This window comes from Enterobacter sp. E20 (assembly GCF_000801755.2).
Taxonomy (GTDB): domain Bacteria; phylum Pseudomonadota; class Gammaproteobacteria; order Enterobacterales; family Enterobacteriaceae; genus Enterobacter; species Enterobacter asburiae_B.
On record NZ_CP012999.1, the window covers coordinates 1440376 to 1459300 of the forward strand.

The following is an 18925-nucleotide window of genomic DNA, read 5'->3' on the forward strand; positions in this document are numbered from 1 at the left end:
TGAATGTGTTTTGCCTAGCACGAGCCTGAAAGTCGGTTTTTCAGCTTCATGCGCGTCTCTTCCCGCAGGCAGTTCCAGCTGTTGTCGATAACGGTTGCCGCCCATGCAGGCATGTTGGGAGACAAACGGTAATGGACCCATTTCCCCTCGCGACGGTCGATAACCAGCCCGGACTCGCGCAGCAACGCCATGTGGCGCGAGACCTTAGGCTGCGACTCGGTGGTTGCGGAGCAGAGATCGCAGACGCACAGCTCGCCCGCTTCGCGGAGCAGCATGACGATGGCGAGCCGCGTTTTGTCGGAGAGGGTTTTAAAGAGCTGGAGTGGGTGGAGCATGGGCGTTCCTGCAGGTGGAATGATTTATATATGTTTAATCATATATGTTTTGATTGCAGGATAGAAGCGGAGATGAGAGGTACGGAAATTTCAGGCAACAAAAAACCCATCAACCTTGAACCAAAACGGCGGGGTTGATGGGCTCCACAAATTGGGGACATCAAAGAAAAGCAGTGGCACTAGTTATGACTGCCCCCTGATAAAAAAGTTCTGCGCGTAACGAAAATAATTTTCCCCGCGCGCAAACTTAGGAGTTATCCGAGTCCAGGCCAGATGATGATGATCAGCGTACCCGCGAGCGTCAGCAGCACGTTAGCGATAGCGTACGTGCCCGCATAACCCAGCGCCGGGATGTTGCTGCGCGCGGTATCGCTGATGATTTCCATGGCCGGCGCACAGGTACGCGCGCCCATCATCGCCCCGAACAGCAGGGCGCGGTTCATGCGCAGCACGTAGGCGCCGAACAGGAAGCAGATCACCACCGGCACCAGGCTGACGATAAGTCCGGAAACCAGCATCTGCCAGCCGACGGCGCCCAGGCTGTGGCCGATACCGCTTCCCGCGCTTAAGCCCACGCCTGCCATAAAGACCATCAGACCGAACTCTTTCACCATGTTCAGCGCGCCCTGCGGAATGTAGCCGAAGGTCGGGTGGTTGGCTCGCAGGAAGCCCAGCATGATCCCGGCAAACAGCAGCCCGGCGGCGTTACCGATGCCAAAACTGAAGTTGCTGAACTGGAAGGTGATCATCCCGATCATCAGGCCAACGATAAAGAAGGCGCAGAAGGCCAGCAGGTCGGTGACCTGGCTGTGAATGGAGATAAAGCCGATGCGGTCGGCAACGGTTTTCACGCGTCGCGCGTCGCCGCTGACCTGCAAAACATCGCCTTTGTTGAGCACGACGTTATCGTCGATCGGCATCTCAATCTGGCTGCGGATCACGCGGTTGAGGAAGCAGCCGTGGTCGGTCAGCTTCAGCTGCGCCAGACGGCGGCCCACGGCGTTATGGTTTTTCACCACGATCTCTTCGGTAACGATACGCATGTCGAGCAGATCGCGGTCGAACACCTCTTTGCCGTTACGGAAGCTCGGGTCGAGACGGGCGTGGGCGTCCGGATAACCCACCAGCGCGATGTCGTCGCCCATCTGCAGCACCGCGTCGCCGTCCGGGTTCGCCAGAATGCCGTTGCGGCGGATACGTTCGATATAGCAGCCCGTCTGGCGGTAAATCCCCAGCTCGCGCAGGTTTTTTCCGTCAGCCCATGCCACCAGCTCTGGACCGACGCGATAGGCGCGGATCACCGGGAGATAGACTTTACGTTTGGAATCGGTATCGAGACCGCGCTCGCGCGCGATTTGCTGGGCGCTGGTTTGCAGATCCTGGTGCTGAAGTTTTGGCAGGTAGCGCGCGCCGACGATCAGGCTCACCAGACCAATCAGATAGGTCAGGGCATAACCCAGGCTCAGGTGGTCGAGGGCGGTAGAAAGCTGCGCGCCGGCCATGCCGGAATGGCGCAGGGTATCACCGGCACCCACGAGCACGGGGGTGGAGGTCATGGAGCCTGCCAGCATACCGGCCGTTAACCCGATATCCCAGCCAAACAGTTTACCCAACCCTAACGCGATCAGCAGCGCGCTGCCGACCATCACCAGCGCCAGCATCAGATAATTTTTGCCGTCGCGGAAGAAAATTGAAAAAAAGTTCGGTCCCGCTTCCACGCCAACACAAAAAATAAACAGCATAAAGCCTAAGTTGAGCGCGTCCGTGTTAATGCTGAAGTGCTGCTGGCCTAATAATAAGGAGACGACTAAAACGCCAATGGAATTACCAAGTTGAACTGAACCCAGGCGCAATTTACCCAGGCAGAGGCCCAGCGCCAGTACCACAAATAATAACAGGATGTAATTCCCATTTAACAAGTCTGCGACGTTTATATTCACGGAGGCTAACTTCTTGTTTACCAGTAAGTTGTTGAATGAAAGGACTATTTGGGCTACTGTTTTCTGAGCCAGGGAACGCGTTCAACCCTCCCTGTTACCTAATTTATTCCCTAAAACATTAGCTGGCCGATAGTTTAATCGTATTAGCTACTGACAGCTACCTATTATCGCATCACCCTGTGCGTACTTTGGCAAGGATTGCCGCATTGCTTTATCTGACTGGGCGTCTACCCGACGAAGGTGTATTTGATAGAGATAAGTCAGGAGGATAGTTTGAACATTAAACGAAACTGGGCGGGGGTGATCAGCTGCTTTTTGCTGTTTACCGTCGTGTGCATGTCGCTCGCTTTTAATGTGAAGGGAGCATTCAGGGCTGCCGGACACCCGGAGCTGGGGCTGCTTTTTTTTACCCTGCCGGGAGCGGCAGCCAGTTTTCTTTCCCGTAAAGGGGAGGTGGTCAAGCCGCTTATTGGCGCAATGCTGGCGGCACCGCTGTGTCTGCTGCTGATGCGCATGCTGTATGTGTCAACGCGAAGTTTCTGGCAGGAGATGGCGTGGTTGCTGAGCGGCGTCTTCTGGTGCGCCCTCGGCGCGCTGTGCTATTTGTTTGTGTGCAGCCTGATTAAGCATCGACGGCACCACAAATAAAAACGCCCTCCGGGTGAGGGCGTCTTCGCATTACTGGGCGGCAAACAGGCCCAGATGCTCTTTGGCGTAAGCTTCAAAGTCAGTGCAACCGCCGATGTGTTTCTGATCGAGGAAGATCTGCGGTACGGTTTCAACCGGCTTGCCGACGGTTTTTTCGAGATCCGCTTTGGTGATGCCTTCCGCGTGGATGTCCACGTAGCGGAAGTTGAAGTCATCGCGCTCTTCGGTCAGTTTCTCAGCCAGCTCTTTCGCGCGCACACAGTAAGGGCACCCTGGACGACCAAAAATTACTGCAAACATTTCTCTCTCCTCAAAAAACAAGCCTGACGGCGAATAGGACATATAGTGCCCGATAACCTGCCGCCATTAAAGAAGGTTTCGCCTGTCGCTTTGATACAGTAAGGCTATGTTTCGCCAATTACACCGCGCAAATCATTGCCTATACTGGCTGCCATACGGTTTAAGCAAGACAAAGAGAGACAAGATGACGCCAACCATAGACCTGCTCACATCCCACCGTTCCATTCGCCACTTCACCGACGAGCCGATTACCGAGGCGCAGCGCGAAGCGATTATTAACAGCGCCAGGGCGACCTCCAGCTCCAGCTTTCTGCAGTGCAGCTCGATTATCCGCATTACCGACCCGGCCATGCGTGAACAGCTGGTCGCGCTGACCGGCGGGCAGAAGCATGTGGCCCAGGCCGCGGAGTTCTGGGTGTTCTGCGCCGACTTTAACCGCCACCTGCAGATCTGCCCTGAGGCCGAGCTGGGACTGGCCGAACAGCTGCTGCTGGGCGTGGTGGATACCGCGCTGATGGCGCAAAACGCCTTTACGGCGGCGGAGTCGCTGGGATTAGGTGGCGTCTACATCGGCGGCCTGCGTAACAACATTGAAAGCGTGACCGAGCTGCTGAAGCTGCCAAAACACGTCCTGCCGCTGTTCGGCCTGTGCCTCGGCTGGCCTGCGGATAACCCGGATCTGAAGCCGCGCATTCCTGCCGCGATGCTGGTGCACGAAAACCACTACCAGCCGGTCGATCAGGACGTTCTGAATCAATATGATGAAGAGCTGGCGAACTACTACCTGACGCGCGGCAGCAATAACCGTCGGGATACCTGGACTGACCATATTCGTCGCACCATCATTAAAGAAAACCGACCGTTTATTCTTGATTACCTGCACAAACAGGGCTGGGCGACGCGATAGTCCATTCCGCCTGCGCCTGCCTGCGTATATGATATGCAGGCTTTTTCCATGTCTTCAGAGAGGTGCAGGGTGAAAATTGCCATATTGTCCCGGGATGGAACGCTCTATTCATGTAAGCGCCTGCGAGACGCGGCGGCGAAACGCGGGCATCAGGTTGAGATCCTCGACCCGATGTCCTGCTATATGAACATTGACCCGGCCGCCTCGTCGATTCACTACAAAGGCCGCAAGCTGCCGCACTTTGATGCCGTGATCCCGCGCATCGGCTCCCAGATCACCTATTACGGCACCGCCGCGTTGCGCCAGTTCGAGATGCTGGGCAGCTATCCGCTCAATGAATCCGTCGCCATTTCGCGCGCCCGCGACAAGCTGCGCTCGCTGCAGCTCCTCGCCCGTCAGGGGATCGATCTCCCCGTCACGGGGATTGCCCATTCACCTGACGACACCAGCGATCTCATCGACATGGTGGGCGGCGCGCCTTTGGTCATCAAGCTGGTGGAAGGCACGCAGGGCATTGGCGTGGTGCTGGCGGAAACGCGTCAGGCGGCGGAGAGCGTGATTGACGCCTTTAGGGGCCTCAATGCCCACATCCTGGTGCAGGAGTACATCGAAGAGGCGAAAGGGCGCGATATTCGCTGCTTCGTGGTCGGCAATGAGGTGGTGGCAGCTATTGAGCGCCAGGCGAAAGAGGGCGATTTCCGCTCTAACCTTCACCGCGGCGGCGTGGCGCGGGTAGCTGATATTAGCGATCGCGAACGGGAAATTGCCGTCAAAGCGGCGCAAACCCTGGGGCTGGACGTGGCGGGCGTAGACCTTCTGCGGGCGACGCGCGGGCCGCTGGTCATGGAGGTGAACGCCTCGCCGGGGCTGGAAGGCGTAGAAAAAACCACAGGTGTCGATATTGCGGGTAAAATGATCGCATGGATCGAGCGTCATGCCACGCCGGGCTACTGTCTGAAAACGGGCGGTTAAATGGTATTGAACGCACTTTTTGCGTAATCTATACCCTAAATAATTCGAGTTGCAGGAAGGCGGCAAGGGAGTGAATCCCCTGGAGCTTACATTAGTAAGTGACTGGGGTGAACGAGCGCAGCCAACGCACATGCAACTTGAAGTATGACGGGTATATGCGAAGTTTTTAATTAAGAGGCTGCACAGCGATGGATTTACAGGTCGTACCTACACTGGATACGTTACGTCAATGGCTTGATGATGCCGGAATTACGTTCTTCGAATGCGATTCCTGCCAGGCGCTGCATCTGCCTCATATGCAGAATTTCGACGGCATTTTCGATGCCAAAATCGATCTCATTAACGACGTGATCCTTTTCTCCGCGCTGGCCGAAGTGAAGCCCTCCGCGCTGCTGGCGCTGGCCTCCGACCTGTCAGCGATCAACGCCAGTTCTTTGACGGTGAAAGCATTTCTCGACATACAGGATGATAATCTGCCAAAACTGGTCGTTTGCCAGTCTTTATTCTCCGGTGCCGGGCTGTCGTTCAAGCAGTTCTCCTGGTTTATGCGCTTGAGCGAAGAGCAAATTTCCATGGTCATGATGGAAGCCAATGCACACCATCTGCTGTATAGCGCGGAAGATGATGCAGAGAATAATGATGCATCTCCCAATTTTCTTCACTGAACCTGTCTGACTTTTGCGCAGTCGCTGCCATAGCGGCTGCAGAAAGCCATTTTTTCTGCTGCTTTTAACCTTTCTTTAAAGAATTTTTCACCTCCCTGAAGGCCGTTTCGGCTTATCACATAGACATAACCTGCATAAAAAATTGATAAAAGGCGTTTTTTCGTCTGGGCTATAGCCGGAGACACGGGCTACAGTTATTCTTGCGATGCTTAAAAAAGCGAGCGGAAGCTGCCGGGTAAAGAGGTTTCTTTTTATTTTGGGCAGAGCGACAAACTATGCATGATTATTGCATATCTTCAGATTGCACAGTTTTAGTTCGTTTGTTAACGAGCTTTCAGAAGGAATAAAGATATGATCGCCTTGAATAAAAAATGGTTATCGGGTCTGGTTGCGGGTGCTCTGATGGCCGTCTCTGCCGGCACGCTCGCTGCGGAACAAAAAACGCTGCACGTTTACAACTGGTCTGACTATATCGCGCCGGACACGGTGGCGAATTTTGAAAAAGAGACCGGCATTAAAGTAGTCTACGACGTATTCGATTCCAACGAAGTGCTGGAAGGAAAGCTGATGGCGGGCAGCACCGGGTTTGATCTCGTGGTGCCTTCCGCAAGCTTCCTCGAGCGCCAGCTGACGGCAGGCGTCTTCCAGCCGCTGGACAAGAGCAAGTTACCGAACTGGAAAAACCTCGATCCGGAAGTGCTGAAGCTGGTGGCGAAGCATGACCCGGACAACAAATACGCCATGCCTTACCTGTGGGCGACCACCGGTATCGGCTACAACGTGGATAAAGTCAAAGCGGTGCTGGGCCCGGACGTCAAGCTGGACAGCTGGGACGTGGTGCTGAAGCCGGAAAACCTTGAGAAGCTGAAAAGCTGCGGCGTCTCCTTCCTCGATGCGCCGGAAGAGATTTTCGCCACCGTGCTGAACTACCTGGGCAAAGACCCGAACAGCAGTAAAGCCGATGATTACACCGGCCCGGCGACCGATCTGCTGCTGAAGCTGCGTCCAAACATTCGTTACTTCCACTCGTCTCAGTACATTAACGACCTGGCGAACGGCGATATCTGCGTCGCGATCGGCTGGGCAGGGGACGTGTGGCAGGCGGCTAACCGCGCGAAAGAGGCGAAAAACGGCGTGAACGTCTCTTACTTCATTCCGAAAGAGGGGGCGCTGGCCTTCTTCGACGTCTTCGCGATGCCGGCTGATGCGAAGAACAAAGACGAAGCCTATCAGTTCCTCAACTACCTGATGCGTCCTGAGGTGATCGCCCACATCAGCGACCACGTTTACTACGCGAACGGTAACAAGGCCTCCGTGCCGCTGGTAAGCGAAGAAATCCGTAACAACCCGGCTATCTATCCGCCAGCGGATGTGTTCGCCAAGCTCTTCACCCTGAAAGTTCAGGATCCAAAAATTGACCGCGTGCGTACCCGCGCGTGGACCAAGGTGAAAAGCGGTAAATAACGGCGTTGGGTATTGTTGCCCGGTGGCGCTGTCGCCTACCGGGCCTGTACAACCCGTAGGCCGGGCAAGCGTTAGCGCCGCCCGGCGATGCGCACCCTGACGGTGCGTTTGCACCAGTACTGATCTATGCCGGAGAACACCCCGTGAATGACGCGATCCCCCGCCCGCAGGCGAAAGTCCGTAAAGCGCTGACCCCGCTTCTTGAAATTCGTAACCTCACCAAATCTTTCGATGGCCAGCATGCCGTGGATGACGTCAGCCTGACTATCTATAAAGGCGAGATTTTTGCCCTTCTGGGGGCTTCTGGCTGCGGAAAATCGACCCTGCTGCGTATGCTGGCCGGTTTTGAACAGCCCACCGCCGGGCAAATCATGCTTGATGGCGTGGATCTCTCCAGCGTGCCGCCGTACCAGCGCCCGATTAACATGATGTTCCAGTCCTACGCGCTGTTCCCGCACATGACGGTGGAGCAGAACATCGCCTTTGGCCTGAAGCAGGACAAGCTGCCGAAGGCCGAAATTACCGCGCGCGTGGCCGAGATGCTGAGCCTGGTGCACATGCAGGAGTTCGCGAAGCGTAAGCCGCACCAGCTCTCCGGCGGCCAGCGCCAGCGCGTGGCCCTGGCCCGCAGTCTGGCAAAACGCCCGAAATTATTGCTGCTCGATGAGCCGATGGGGGCGCTGGATAAAAAACTGCGCGACCGTATGCAGCTCGAAGTGGTGGATATCCTCGAGCGCGTGGGGGTGACCTGCGTGATGGTAACCCACGACCAGGAAGAAGCGATGACCATGGCCGGACGCATCGCGATCATGAACCGCGGGAAGTTCGTGCAGATTGGCGAGCCGGAAGAGATTTATGAGCACCCGACCACCCGCTACAGCGCGGAGTTTATCGGCTCGGTCAACGTCTTCGAAGGGCTGCTGAAAGATCGTCAGGAGGATGGCCTGGTCATCGAATCGCCGGGGCTGCAGCATCCGCTTAAGGTCGATCCGGATAACTCCGTGGTGGATAACGTGCCGGTCTACGTCGCGCTGCGTCCGGAGAAGATCATGCTCTGTGAGGATCCGCCTGCCGATGGCTATAACTTTGCCGTGGGCGAAGTGGTGCACATTGCCTACCTGGGCGATCTGTCTATCTACCACGTGCGGCTGAAAAGCGGGCAGATGCTCAGCGCGCAGCTACAGAACGAACATCGCTACCGCAAGGGGCAGCCAACATGGGGTGACGAAGTGCGCCTGTGCTGGGATGCTGACAGTTGCGTCGTGCTGACGGTATAAGGAGCTGCAAATGAGTGCACTTGAACCTCCAGCTCGCGCAGAAAAGCCGGGCGGTTTTGCCCAGTGGCTAACGCGCTTGCAGATGAACCACGGCCGCAAGCTGGTGATTGCCATGCCGTATGTGTGGCTGATCCTGCTGTTCCTGCTGCCGTTTCTGATTGTTTTCAAGATAAGCCTGGCGGAAATGGCGCGGGCGATCCCGCCCTATACCAACCTGCTGGACTGGGCCGACGGGCAGCTGACGCTGACGCTTAATCTCGGCAACTTCATGCAGCTCACCGACGATCCGCTCTATTTCGAAGCGTATCTGCAGTCGCTGCAGGTGGCGGCGATTTCGACGCTCTGCTGTCTGGTGATGGGCTACCCGCTGGCGTGGGCGGTGGCGCACAGCAAGCCGTCGACGCGCAATATCCTGCTGCTGCTGGTGATCCTGCCGTCGTGGACCTCGTTCCTGATCCGCGTTTACGCCTGGATGGGGATCCTGAAAAACAACGGCGTGCTGAATAACTTCCTGATGTGGCTCGGGGTTATCGATCAGCCGCTGACGATCCTGCACACCAACCTCGCGGTCTATATCGGCATTGTTTACGCCTATCTGCCGTTTATGGTTCTGCCGATCTACACGGCCCTGACGCGTATTGATTACTCGCTGGTGGAAGCGTCGCTCGATCTCGGCGCCCGTCCGTTAAAAACCTTCTTCAGCGTGATTGTCCCGCTGACCAAAGGCGGCATTATCGCCGGGTCAATGCTGGTCTTTATCCCGGCGGTAGGGGAGTTTGTGATCCCTGAACTGCTCGGCGGCCCGGACAGCATCATGATTGGCCGCGTGCTGTGGCAGGAGTTCTTCAATAACCGCGACTGGCCGGTGGCCTCGGCGGTAGCGATTGTTATGCTCCTGCTGCTGATCGTGCCGATCATGTGGTTCCACAAGCATCAGCAGAAACAGATGGGAGACCACGGATGAACAACTTACCGGTAGTGCGCTCCCCGTGGCGAATTGCGATTCTCGTTATCGGCTTTACCTTCCTGTATGCGCCGATGCTGATGCTGGTGATCTACTCCTTCAACAGCTCTAAGCTGGTAACGGTCTGGGCGGGCTGGTCGACGCGCTGGTACAGCGAGCTGTTCCACGACGATGCGATGATGAGCGCGGTGGGGCTGAGCCTGACCATTGCAGCCCTTGCGGCGACAATGGCGTCGGTGCTGGGCACGATCGCCGCGCTGGTGATGGTACGCTTCGGGCGTTTTCGTGGCTCAAACGGGTTCGCGTTTATGATCACCGCGCCGCTGGTCATGCCGGACGTGATCACCGGTCTCGCGCTGCTGCTGCTGTTCGTGGCCCTGGCGCACGCCATCGGCTGGCCGGCGGATCGCGGCATGCTCACCATCTGGCTGGCGCACGTCACCTTCTGTACGGCCTACGTGGCGGTTGTGATCTCCTCGCGCATGCGCGAGCTGGATCGCTCCATTGAAGAGGCGGCGATGGATCTTGGCGCGACGCCGCTGAAGGTCTTTTTCATCATTACCCTGCCGATGATTATGCCGGCGGTGATCTCCGGCTGGCTGCTGGCGTTTACGCTGTCGCTGGACGATCTGGTTATCGCCAGCTTTGTCTCCGGACCGGGCGCGACGACGCTGCCTATGCTGGTCTTCTCCAGCGTGCGCATGGGAGTCAACCCGGAGATCAACGCCCTGGCTTCCATCATCCTCGGCGTGGTCGGAATTGTCGGATTTATCGCCTGGTATTTGATGGCGCGCGCGGAAAAACAGCGCGTGCGCGATATCCAGCGTGCAAGACGCGGCTGAAGGATTTAAAATTTCCAGTGAAGTGCCGCGCATGACGCGGCACTGTTTTTCAGGGAAGTAAAACATTGGGATTATTAAAAAAATCACGTACTACGCACGCGCGTCCTAACGTACCTGCTCTGGTTCAGGTGGCGGCGCTCGCCATTATTATGATCCGCTGCCTGGACGTGCTGATGATTCTGAACACCCTGGGCGTGCGCGGCATCGGTGAATTCATTCACCGCAGCGTGCAGACGTGGAATCTGACGCTGGTCTTTTTGAGCAGCCTGGTGCTGGTGTTTATCGAGATCTACTGCGCGTTTTCGCTGGTCAAAGGGCGCAACTGGGCGCGCTGGGTCTATCTGCTGACGCAAATTACCGCCGCCAGCTATCTGTGGGCCGCCTCGCTGGGATACGGTTACCCGGAGCTGTTCAGCATTGCCGGGGAATCCAAACGCGAGATCCTGCGCGCGCTGTTTATGCAAAAATTGCCGGATATGCTGGTGCTCTGTCTACTCTTCGTTCCGGCCTCAAGCCGGCGGTTCTTCCGCCTGCAATAATGTGTATAATCGCAGCCCTCGTGATTCTTAAGGTTTTCATATGCAGTGCGCACTCTATGACGCCGGACGCTGCCGCTCCTGTCAGTGGATAGAACAGCCGGTCTCTCAACAACTCACCGCCAAAATGGCCGACCTGCAACAGCTGCTGGCAGCACACGCGGTGGGCGAGTGGTGCGCACCCGTCAGCGGCCCGGAGCAGGGCTTTCGTAATAAGGCCAAAATGGTGGTCAGCGGCAGCGTTGAAAAACCGCTGCTGGGAATGCTGCACCGAGACGGCACGCCGGAAGATCTGACCGGCTGCCCGCTGTATCCCGCCTCGTTTGAACCCGTCTTTGCCGCGCTGAAACCGTTTATCGCGCGTGCAGGATTAACGCCTTACAGCGTCGCCCGCAGGCGCGGTGAGCTGAAATACCTTCTGCTGACGGAAAGCCAACTCGACGGCGGCATGATGCTGCGCTTCGTGCTGCGTTCGGAAGCCAAGCTGGAGCAGCTGCGCGCGGCGCTGCCGTGGCTGCAGGAACAGCTGCCGCAGCTGAAGGTCATTACCGCAAATATTCAGCCGGTGCATATGGCGATCATGGAAGGGGAGAAAGAGATTTTCTTCACCGACCAGCACGCGCTGGCCGAAAGCTTCAACGGCGTGCCGCTGTGGATCCGCCCGCAAAGCTTCTTCCAGACCAACCCGACCGTGGCAAGCAGCCTGTACGCCACCGCCCGCGACTGGGTTCGTGCGTTAAACGTCCATCATATGTGGGATCTCTTCTGCGGCGTGGGCGGCTTTGGTCTGCACTGCGCCACGCCAGAGATGCAGCTCACCGGCATTGAGATCTCTGCCGAAGCGATTGCCTGCGCGAAACAGTCCGCCGCCGGGCTGGGGTTAACGAATCTGCACTTCCAGGCGCTGGATTCCACGCAGTTTGCGACCGGCCAGGGCAACGTGCCGGAGCTGGTGCTGGTCAACCCGCCGCGCCGCGGCATCGGCAAGGCGCTGTGCGACTACCTGAGCCAGATGGCACCCGAGTACATCGTCTATTCCAGCTGTAACGCCCAGACCATGGCGAAAGACATCGCCAGCCTGCCGGGCTACCGCATTGAACGCGTTCAGCTTTTCGATATGTTCCCGCATACCGCGCATTACGAAGTGCTGACGTTGCTCGTGAAATCTTAAACAAAATGTGAACTCTTCCCCCGCTCGAAATCAGGTAAGCTTACGTCATAAGAGATGAATAAAGGCTTACCCATGAAGCAGATCCTGCTGGTGGAAGACGACCACGATATCGCGGCGCTTCTGCGACTCAATTTAGAAGACGAAGGCTACGCCATCACCCACGAGCCCGACGGGGGCAAGGCCTTACTGCGTCTTGAAAAACAGCCGTGGGATGCGGTGATCCTCGACCTGATGCTGCCCAGCGTTGACGGTCTGGAGATTTGCCGCCGCATCCGTCAGATGACGCGCTACCTGCCGGTGATCATCATCAGCGCCCGCAGCAGCGAGACCGACCGCATTACCGGGCTGGAAACCGGCGCCGATGATTATCTGGCGAAGCCATTCTCGGTGCAGGAACTCATTGCGCGCATCAAAGCGCTGTTCCGCCGCCAGCAGGCGATGGGGCAGGCGCAAACCGACGGTCAAATTCAGGCCCACGGTCTGACCATCGATCCGCTGGCGCGCAGCGTGCTGCTTCACGGCCAGGTGGTGGATCTCACCCCGCGCGAATTCGAGCTGCTGTACTTCTTTGCCCGTCATCCTGGCGAGGTCTTTTCGCGTCTGGCGCTGCTGGAGCAGGTCTGGGGCTATCAGCACGAAGGCTATGAGCACACTGTTAACACCCATATCAACCGCCTGCGCATCAAGATTGAGAAGGACGCCGCCGAGCCGGAGATTATTCGCACCGTCTGGGGCAAGGGCTATAAATTTGCGGAGCCAAATCATGATGCGCCGCTTTAGCCTGGGCCAGCGACTGACGCTGCTGTTTATCCTGCTGATGATGCTCTGCGCCACCGTCGCCTGTGCGGTACAACTCTACACCAGTACGCAGTACGGCAACGCGATGGTGCAGCGGCTGTCGGGCGGGCTGGCACAGCAGATAGTCCTGCGTGAACCGATTCTGGACGCGCAGGGCAGGGTCGACCGAACGGCGCTCAAGCCGCTGTTCGATCGGCTGATGACCTTTAATCCGAGCGTTGAGCTGTACGTTGTCTCCCCGGACGGCGATATCCTGGCCGATGCCGCACCGCCGGGCCACATTCAGCGGCAAAAAATCGATCTGGCCCCGGTTCAGACCTTCCTGAGCGGTACCGCCATACCGGTTCTGGGCGACGATCCTCGCAGTCAAAATAAAAAGGTCTTTAGCGCCACGCCGCTGCGGCAGGACGGCGAGCTAAAAGGCTATCTGTACATTATTTTGCAGGGCGAAGAGTCAAACGCCCTGGCTGAAATGGCCTGGCATAAGGCGCTGTGGAGCACGGTACTGTGGTCATTGCTGTGGGTCGCGCTGTTTGGCCTGCTGGCAGGTTTACTGGTCTGGTACTGGGTCACGCGCCCGGTAAAACAGCTGACGGTGGAGGTCGCCGGGCTGGAGCAGGACAGCATCAGCGCTATCAGACAGCTGGCGGCGCAGCCGTTGGACGCGGCGGCCAGGGATGAAGTGGCGATCCTGCGCAACAGCTTTATCGAGCTGGCACGCAAAATCACCCGCCAGTGGGACCAGCTGGCCGACAGCGATCGCCAGCGCCGGGAGTTTATCGCCAACATTTCGCACGATCTCCGTACGCCGCTGACCTCGCTGCTGGGCTATCTGGAAACCCTGTCGCTAAAATCCGCCACGCTGACGCCGCAGGAGCACCAGCAGTATCTCGCCACCGCGCTGCGTCAGGGGCAAAAAGTCCGTCATCTATCGCAGCAGCTGTTCGAGCTGGCGCGCCTTGAGCACGGCGGCATTAAGCCGCAGCGCGAGCGTTTCGCGATGGGGGAGTTGATTTCCGACGTGGCGCAGAAGTTTGAGCTCACCGCCCGCACGCGCGAAGTGAATCTGCATATTGACGTGCCGGGACCGCTGCCGCTGATTAACGCCGACGTGTCGATGATCGAACGCGTGGTGACCAACCTGCTCGATAATGCGATGCGCCATACGCCATCTGGCGGGGAAATTCGTCTGGCGGTCTGGCAGGAGAATGAACGGCTTCAGGTCGAAGTGGCTGACAGCGGAACGGGCGTGGATGCCTCGCTGCGCGACGATCTGTTCCAGCGGCCATCGGCGTTGAACACCCAGGCATCGCGGGAGAATCGCGGCGGGCTGGGGCTGTTAATCGTGAAACGTATGCTGGAGCTGCACGGGGGTGGGATCAGGCTGATGGAGTCGGTGAGCGGGGCGCGGTTCAGGTTCTTTGTGCCGTTGTGAGAGAGTGCCGGGTGGCGGCTTCGCCTTACCCGGCCTACAGACTACCACCCCCGTAGGCCGGGCCACCCGGCAAAAAAATCTTACTGCGGGAACCACTGCTCGCTGATTTTCTGATACGTACCGTCAGCTTTAATCGCTTTCAGCGCGCCGTTCAGTTTTTCCAGCAGGGCCTTGTTATCCGGACGTACCGCGATGCCCAGACCCGTGCCGAAGTACTGCGGATCGGTCACTTTCTCGGTTGCGGTGCCCAGCTGCGGATTGGTTTTCAGCCATTCGTTCACCACGGCGGTATCGCCGAACACGCCGTCGATGCGGCCATTTTTCAGGTCGATAATCGCGTTCTGGTAGCTGTCATAAGCCACGGTTTTTACTTCAGGATGTTTGTCCTGGAGGTATTTCTGGTGCGTGGTGCCGTTTTCCATCCCGATGCGTTTGCCTTTCAGCTGATCGAAAGAGGTATAGGCGCCTTTCTTCGCAATCACGACCGCCGAGTTGGCGTAGTACGGGTCGGTGAACGCAACCTGTTTGCTGCGCTCAGGCGTGATGTCCATCCCGGAGATCACCGCGTCGTATTTTTTGAATTTCAGCGACGGGATCAGGCTGTCGAAGGCATGGTTGGTAAAGGTGCAGTCGGCCTGCATTTGTTTGCACAGCGCTTTTGCCAGGTCAATGTCGAAGCCCACGATCTGGTTGCTGGCATCCAGCGATTCAAACGGCGGATAGGTGGCGGACACGCCAAAATTGATTTTATCAGCTGCGGATGCGCCAGCGGCGAAGGTGGCGAGTAATGCGGCCAGAACTAACTTTTTCATTGTAATACTCCCGTCTGTCTTATTTATGCGCCGTGTCTGCGGCATGGATGTACAATGCCATTTAATGAATTTATATGCAATAAAAATGATTAAGTATTATTTTTATGGCAAAAAAAAGCGGATAACCAGAAAGTTACCCGCTTTGATTAATCACATTTATGCACTTCTTGCCGGGCAGCGCTGCGCTTACCCGGCCTACGATCTGCGCTCAAACGCCAGCGCTTTACGCTCGATCAGGCGCATCATCAGCGTCAACAGGCCGTTAACCACCAGGTAAACCACGCCTGCCGCACCGAACACCATCACGTCATAGGTGCGCCCGTACAGCAGCTGTCCGTGACCCATCACCTCCATCAGGGTGATGGTGTAGGCCAGAGAGGTACTTTTGAACACCAGCACCACTTCGTTGGAGTAAGAGGAAAGCGCGCGCTTAAAGGCGTACGGCAGCAGGATCGCCAGCGTGTCCTTCTTGCTCATGCCCAGCGCTCCGCAGGACTGCCATTGTCCTTCCGGAATGGCGCGGATCGCGCCGTAGAACAGCTGGGTGGTATAGGCCGCACTGTTCAGCGAAAGGGCTATCAGGGCACACAGCCACGGTTCAGAAAGCAGATGCCAGATAACCGGATACTCCTGCAGCGACGGGAACTGGCCCGGGCCATAGTAAATCAGGAAGATCTGCACCAGCAGCGGCGTACCGGTAAACAGGGTGATGTAGCCGCGCACAATCCACACCAGCACCGGCGTTTTCAGCGTCAGGATGATGGTGAAGATAAGGGCCAGGATCAGCGCCACGATAATGGACGCCACGGTCAGCGTCAGGCTGGTGTGCAGCCCTTTCATCAGCTCGGGGAAATATTCAAGCATCAGCCTGGTCTCCGTTCAAAGCGCGTCGCACGCAGGTCAATACGCTTGAGGATGTACTGACTGAGCAACGTGATCACCAGGTAGATAGCCGCCGCCACAATGTACCAGGTAAAAGGCTCCTGGGTGCGGGTGGCGATGCTTTTGGTTTGCAGCATCAAATCGTTAACGCTGATCAGGCTCACCAGCGCGGTATCTTTCAGCAGCACCAGCCACTGGTTGCCGAGGCCCGGCAGGGCATGGCGCCACATCTGCGGCATGACCAGACGGAAGAAGATCGCTGATTTCGACAGACCTAACGCCTGACCCGACTCCCATTGACCCTGCGGCACGGCTTTCAGCGCACCGCGCAGGGTTTGCGACGCGTACGCGGAGTAGAGCAGGGAGAGGGCAATCACGCCGCACAGGAACGGGCTGACGTCGAAGTTTTCAATCTGCATCTGCACCGGGATCTGCGCAAAGCCAAGATTGATCGTGAAGCCGTCCGACAGCGTCAGCAGCAGCTGTGAGGAGCCGAAATAGATAAACAGGACCACCAGAATTTCCGGAAGCCCACGCAGCACGGTGACCAGCGCGGAGCCTGTCCAGGCGACGGGGAACCATTTCGCGGATTCCCACACCGCAAAGAACATCGCCAGCACGAGGCCGATAATCAGTGCGCAAACGGCAAGGCCGACGGTCATCCCGGCGGCGCTTGCTAAAGGAAAAATTTCATTCATCAGGAATTACTTCTGGAACCATTTTTTGTAGATGGTTTCGTAGGTGCCGTCTTTCTTCACTTTTTCCAGCGCAGCGTTGAATTTCTGCTGCAGCTCAGTGTTGCCCTGACGAACGGCAATCCCCAGACCGGTACCGAAGTAATCCTTATCGGTCACTTTGTCGCCCACTGGCGCCAGTTTATCGTTGGCTTTCAGCCACTCGGTCACGACCGCGGTATCACCAAATACGCCGTCGATACGGCCATTTTGCAGATCCAGCTTCGCGTTCTGGTAGCTGTCATACGGAACGGTGGTGATTTCCGGATGTTTATCCATGATGAATTTCTGGTGCGTGGTGCCGTTCTGCACGCCAACTTTTTTGCCTTTCAGCTGATCGACAGAGGTGAATTTACCTTTCTGACCAATGAACAGGGCGGAGTTGTCGTAGTAAGGGGTGGTGAACAGCACCTGCTTTTCACGCTCCGGGGTGATGTCCATACCGGCCATCACGGCGTCGATACGGCGGAACTTCAGGCTTGGGATCAGGCTGTCGAACGCCTGGTTGCTGAAGGTACAGGTCGCGTCGATCTCTTTACACAGGGCGTTAGCCAGGTCCACGTCGAAGCCAACAATTTTGTTGTTCGCATCAATGGACTCAAACGGAGGGTAAGAGGCTTCCGTGGCGAAACGAATGGTCTGAGCTGCGGTAGCGGAAAGGGTAACGCCAGCAAGCAGCACGGCAAGTAATACTTTTTTCATTATATTTCCCCTGACACAATCAATGAGATAAATAGTTTTTGAAGGCATCGGTTTGCGGGTTCGCGAAGCAGCTCGCATCACCTTGCTCAACGATATACCCGTTTTCCATGTAGACCACACGGCTGGCGGTTTTACGCGCCACTTCCACTTCGTGGGTGACGATAACCTGAGTAATATTGGTTTCCGCCAGCTCGCGAATGATGCTGACGATCTGGGCGGTGATTTCCGGGTCCAGCGCCGCGGTCGGTTCATCAAACAGCAGTACCGCAGGCTCCATCATCAGCGCGCGGGCAATGGCTACGCGCTGCTGCTGGCCACCGGAAAGGTGCAGCGGATAGCGGTCGCTGTAAGGCTTAAGGCGCAGACGATCCAGCAGCTTTTCAGCGCGCGCGATCGCCTGATCCTTGCTTAACCCCAGCACGCGGCACGGCGCTTCAATCAGGTTTTGCAGGACGGTCAGATGCGGCCAGAGATTGTATTGCTGGAAGACCATGCCGACGTTTTGACGCAGTTCGCGAATCGCTTTATCAGACGGCGTTTTCGCGAAGTCAAAATGGTTACCGGCAATTGCCAGCGTACCTGAACGGGGCATCTCAAGCAGATTAAGGACACGCAGAAGGGAGCTTTTGCCTGCACCGCTTGGGCCAAGCAAAACCAGCGTTTCGCCTTCCGGGCAGTTCAGCGTGATGTCAAACAGCGCCTGGTGTGCGCCGTAGAAGCAGTTAATGCCGTTTAGTTTAATACTCATCGGGGCAGTCTTTACTCATCCAGGCAATCTATAGCAATTGAGGCCGCAGATAGTACCGTTGACAGAATAGTTATGCAATATTTATGCGTTAAAAGTTAAATATAACCCGTGTTTCCTCTTAAACATAGCACAAAATAGCGAACGGTAAGGTCGGCGAGAATAAATGTCGGCATTCCGCATGAAATGCCGCACATTTTACGGGGGTTACCGGGTTGTATCGGCGGGTTTAGCGATTCTCAATCGACTGGCGAAGCGTGCCTGCCGGGGCATGAACGCTGCCGCCAACGTAGCGCACGTCGTCTACCGCCCAGCACTGTCCTTCACGGATCATCAGTACTTCATCCTGCCAGGTTTGGGTTCCCTGCGTCAGCTTAACGCGCAGCGGAATATTACGCGCATCCGTGTTCGGGATGGTTGACGCGCTGGCCACTTCGGCGCTGTCCGGCAGCGTGGTGCGGCTGGAGAACGGATCGGATTTCAGCAGGGCGTTATGCTGCGGATCGCGGGTAGCGTCGTTAAGCAGTTTTGCCAGACCGTCGCTCAGATACGGGCGCAGGCCGGTGAGATCGTTGCTGCGGTGCTGAATGCGATAATCATAGAACTGCTGCGCCACGGCGTCCGGGCCACCCTCAATGCAGGGGCCGCTGCGGGTACCGATATCCTTAAAGGCTGGCGTGACCGTGGTGGTACAGGCGCTGAGCACCAGCGCGCAGGGCACCAAAAGTGTTAAAGCAGAATAGCGCATGTTGATTTCCTTATTTATTAACTATCCTTTCAATCATAGCGTAACGAA

The 18925-nt window shown here is 56.9% G+C and carries 21 protein-coding genes; 12 read left to right on the plus strand and 9 right to left on the minus strand.

Going from position 1 to position 18925, the window contains the following annotated elements; all coding sequences use genetic code 11:
- Nucleotides 1–14 precede the first annotated feature (14 nt).
- Together NI40_RS06700 and NI40_RS06705 are read right to left on the minus strand one after the other, a co-directional pair.
- A complete protein-coding gene (locus tag NI40_RS06700; protein WP_039261484.1) occupies nucleotides 15–335 on the minus strand; it encodes a metalloregulator ArsR/SmtB family transcription factor in 321 nt (106 codons plus the stop codon).
- 254 nt (nucleotides 336–589) lie between these two features.
- A complete protein-coding gene (locus tag NI40_RS06705) occupies nucleotides 590–2275 on the minus strand; it encodes an aspartate:alanine antiporter (protein ID WP_014169303.1) in 1686 nt (561 codons plus the stop codon).
- Nucleotides 2276–2548: 273 nt separating this feature from the next.
- Between NI40_RS06705 and NI40_RS06710 the strand changes: the two genes are divergently transcribed.
- Nucleotides 2549–2923 (plus strand): inner membrane protein YbjM, encoded by a 375-nt coding sequence (locus NI40_RS06710; protein WP_033145040.1) that lies wholly within the window; start codon nucleotides 2549–2551, stop codon nucleotides 2921–2923.
- Nucleotides 2924–2953: 30 nt separating this feature from the next.
- Here the strand turns inward: NI40_RS06710 and NI40_RS06715 are convergent, their stop codons facing one another.
- Nucleotides 2954–3223: a GrxA family glutaredoxin gene (locus tag NI40_RS06715; protein ID WP_006809455.1), complete on the minus strand. Its 270-nt coding sequence runs from the start codon at nucleotides 3221–3223 to the stop codon at nucleotides 2954–2956.
- A 184-nt stretch (nucleotides 3224–3407) separates the two neighbouring features.
- On the opposite strand from NI40_RS06715, the gene nfsA reads away from it, so the two are divergent.
- From nfsA to NI40_RS06770, 11 genes are all read left to right on the plus strand, one after another.
- The gene (gene nfsA, locus NI40_RS06720) at nucleotides 3408–4130 is read left to right on the plus strand and encodes a nitroreductase NfsA (protein ID WP_033145041.1); all 723 of its coding nucleotides are present in this window, start codon (nucleotides 3408–3410) and stop codon (nucleotides 4128–4130) included.
- A gap of 69 nt (nucleotides 4131–4199) precedes the next feature.
- Nucleotides 4200–5102, plus strand: a complete 903-nt coding sequence (gene rimK, locus NI40_RS06725; protein ID WP_033145042.1) for a 30S ribosomal protein S6--L-glutamate ligase — start codon at nucleotides 4200–4202, stop codon at nucleotides 5100–5102.
- A 188-nt stretch (nucleotides 5103–5290) separates the two neighbouring features.
- Nucleotides 5291–5767 carry a YbjN domain-containing protein gene (locus tag NI40_RS06730; protein WP_014169308.1) on the plus strand — a complete coding sequence of 159 codons (477 nt, stop codon included), beginning with the start codon at nucleotides 5291–5293 and terminating at the stop codon, nucleotides 5765–5767.
- A 351-nt stretch (nucleotides 5768–6118) separates the two neighbouring features.
- On the plus strand, nucleotides 6119–7231 hold the full coding sequence (gene potF / locus NI40_RS06735) for a spermidine/putrescine ABC transporter substrate-binding protein PotF (protein WP_023335062.1): 1113 nt from the start codon (nucleotides 6119–6121) through the stop codon (nucleotides 7229–7231).
- A 143-nt stretch (nucleotides 7232–7374) separates the two neighbouring features.
- A complete protein-coding gene (gene potG, locus NI40_RS06740) occupies nucleotides 7375–8508 on the plus strand; it encodes a putrescine ABC transporter ATP-binding subunit PotG (protein WP_024907855.1) in 1134 nt (377 codons plus the stop codon).
- Nucleotides 8509–8518: 10 nt separating this feature from the next.
- On the plus strand, nucleotides 8519–9472 hold the full coding sequence (gene potH, locus NI40_RS06745; protein ID WP_039261490.1) for a putrescine ABC transporter permease PotH: 954 nt from the start codon (nucleotides 8519–8521) through the stop codon (nucleotides 9470–9472).
- Nucleotides 9469–10314, plus strand: coding sequence for a putrescine ABC transporter permease PotI (gene potI, locus NI40_RS06750; RefSeq protein ID WP_029739447.1), 846 nt, complete (start codon nucleotides 9469–9471; stop codon nucleotides 10312–10314). The genes potH and potI overlap by 4 nt, the downstream gene beginning before the upstream one ends.
- Before the next feature lie 65 nt (nucleotides 10315–10379).
- Nucleotides 10380–10853, plus strand: coding sequence for a YbjO family protein (locus NI40_RS06755; protein WP_023310935.1), 474 nt, complete (start codon nucleotides 10380–10382; stop codon nucleotides 10851–10853).
- Nucleotides 10854–10893: 40 nt separating this feature from the next.
- Entirely contained in the window at nucleotides 10894–12021 is a 1128-nt protein-coding gene (rlmC, locus tag NI40_RS06760) for a 23S rRNA (uracil(747)-C(5))-methyltransferase RlmC (protein ID WP_039261492.1), read from the plus strand.
- A gap of 72 nt (nucleotides 12022–12093) precedes the next feature.
- Nucleotides 12094–12801 carry a response regulator transcription factor gene (locus NI40_RS06765; protein WP_033145045.1) on the plus strand — a complete coding sequence of 236 codons (708 nt, stop codon included), beginning with the start codon at nucleotides 12094–12096 and terminating at the stop codon, nucleotides 12799–12801.
- On the plus strand, nucleotides 12785–14254 hold the full coding sequence (locus NI40_RS06770) for a sensor histidine kinase (RefSeq protein ID WP_039261494.1): 1470 nt from the start codon (nucleotides 12785–12787) through the stop codon (nucleotides 14252–14254). Before NI40_RS06765 ends, NI40_RS06770 begins: the two co-directional genes overlap by 17 nt.
- A gap of 80 nt (nucleotides 14255–14334) precedes the next feature.
- Here NI40_RS06770 and artJ read toward each other — a convergent pair whose 3' ends face one another.
- The 6 genes from artJ to NI40_RS06800 form a co-directional block, all read right to left on the minus strand.
- On the minus strand, nucleotides 14335–15066 hold the full coding sequence (gene artJ, locus NI40_RS06775; protein ID WP_021240923.1) for an arginine ABC transporter substrate-binding protein ArtJ: 732 nt from the start codon (nucleotides 15064–15066) through the stop codon (nucleotides 14335–14337).
- A 195-nt stretch (nucleotides 15067–15261) separates the two neighbouring features.
- A complete protein-coding gene (gene artM, locus NI40_RS06780; RefSeq protein ID WP_033145048.1) occupies nucleotides 15262–15930 on the minus strand; it encodes an arginine ABC transporter permease ArtM in 669 nt (222 codons plus the stop codon).
- A complete protein-coding gene (artQ, locus tag NI40_RS06785; protein ID WP_023310941.1) occupies nucleotides 15930–16646 on the minus strand; it encodes an arginine ABC transporter permease ArtQ in 717 nt (238 codons plus the stop codon). The genes artM and artQ overlap by 1 nt, the downstream gene beginning before the upstream one ends.
- Before the next feature lie 6 nt (nucleotides 16647–16652).
- Nucleotides 16653–17384: an arginine ABC transporter substrate-binding protein ArtI gene (gene artI, locus NI40_RS06790; protein WP_008500032.1), complete on the minus strand. Its 732-nt coding sequence runs from the start codon at nucleotides 17382–17384 to the stop codon at nucleotides 16653–16655.
- A 19-nt stretch (nucleotides 17385–17403) separates the two neighbouring features.
- On the minus strand, nucleotides 17404–18132 hold the full coding sequence (artP, locus tag NI40_RS06795; RefSeq protein WP_023310942.1) for an arginine ABC transporter ATP-binding protein ArtP: 729 nt from the start codon (nucleotides 18130–18132) through the stop codon (nucleotides 17404–17406).
- A gap of 226 nt (nucleotides 18133–18358) precedes the next feature.
- On the minus strand, nucleotides 18359–18877 hold the full coding sequence (locus NI40_RS06800) for a lipoprotein (protein ID WP_023310943.1): 519 nt from the start codon (nucleotides 18875–18877) through the stop codon (nucleotides 18359–18361).
- Nucleotides 18878–18925 lie beyond the last annotated feature (48 nt).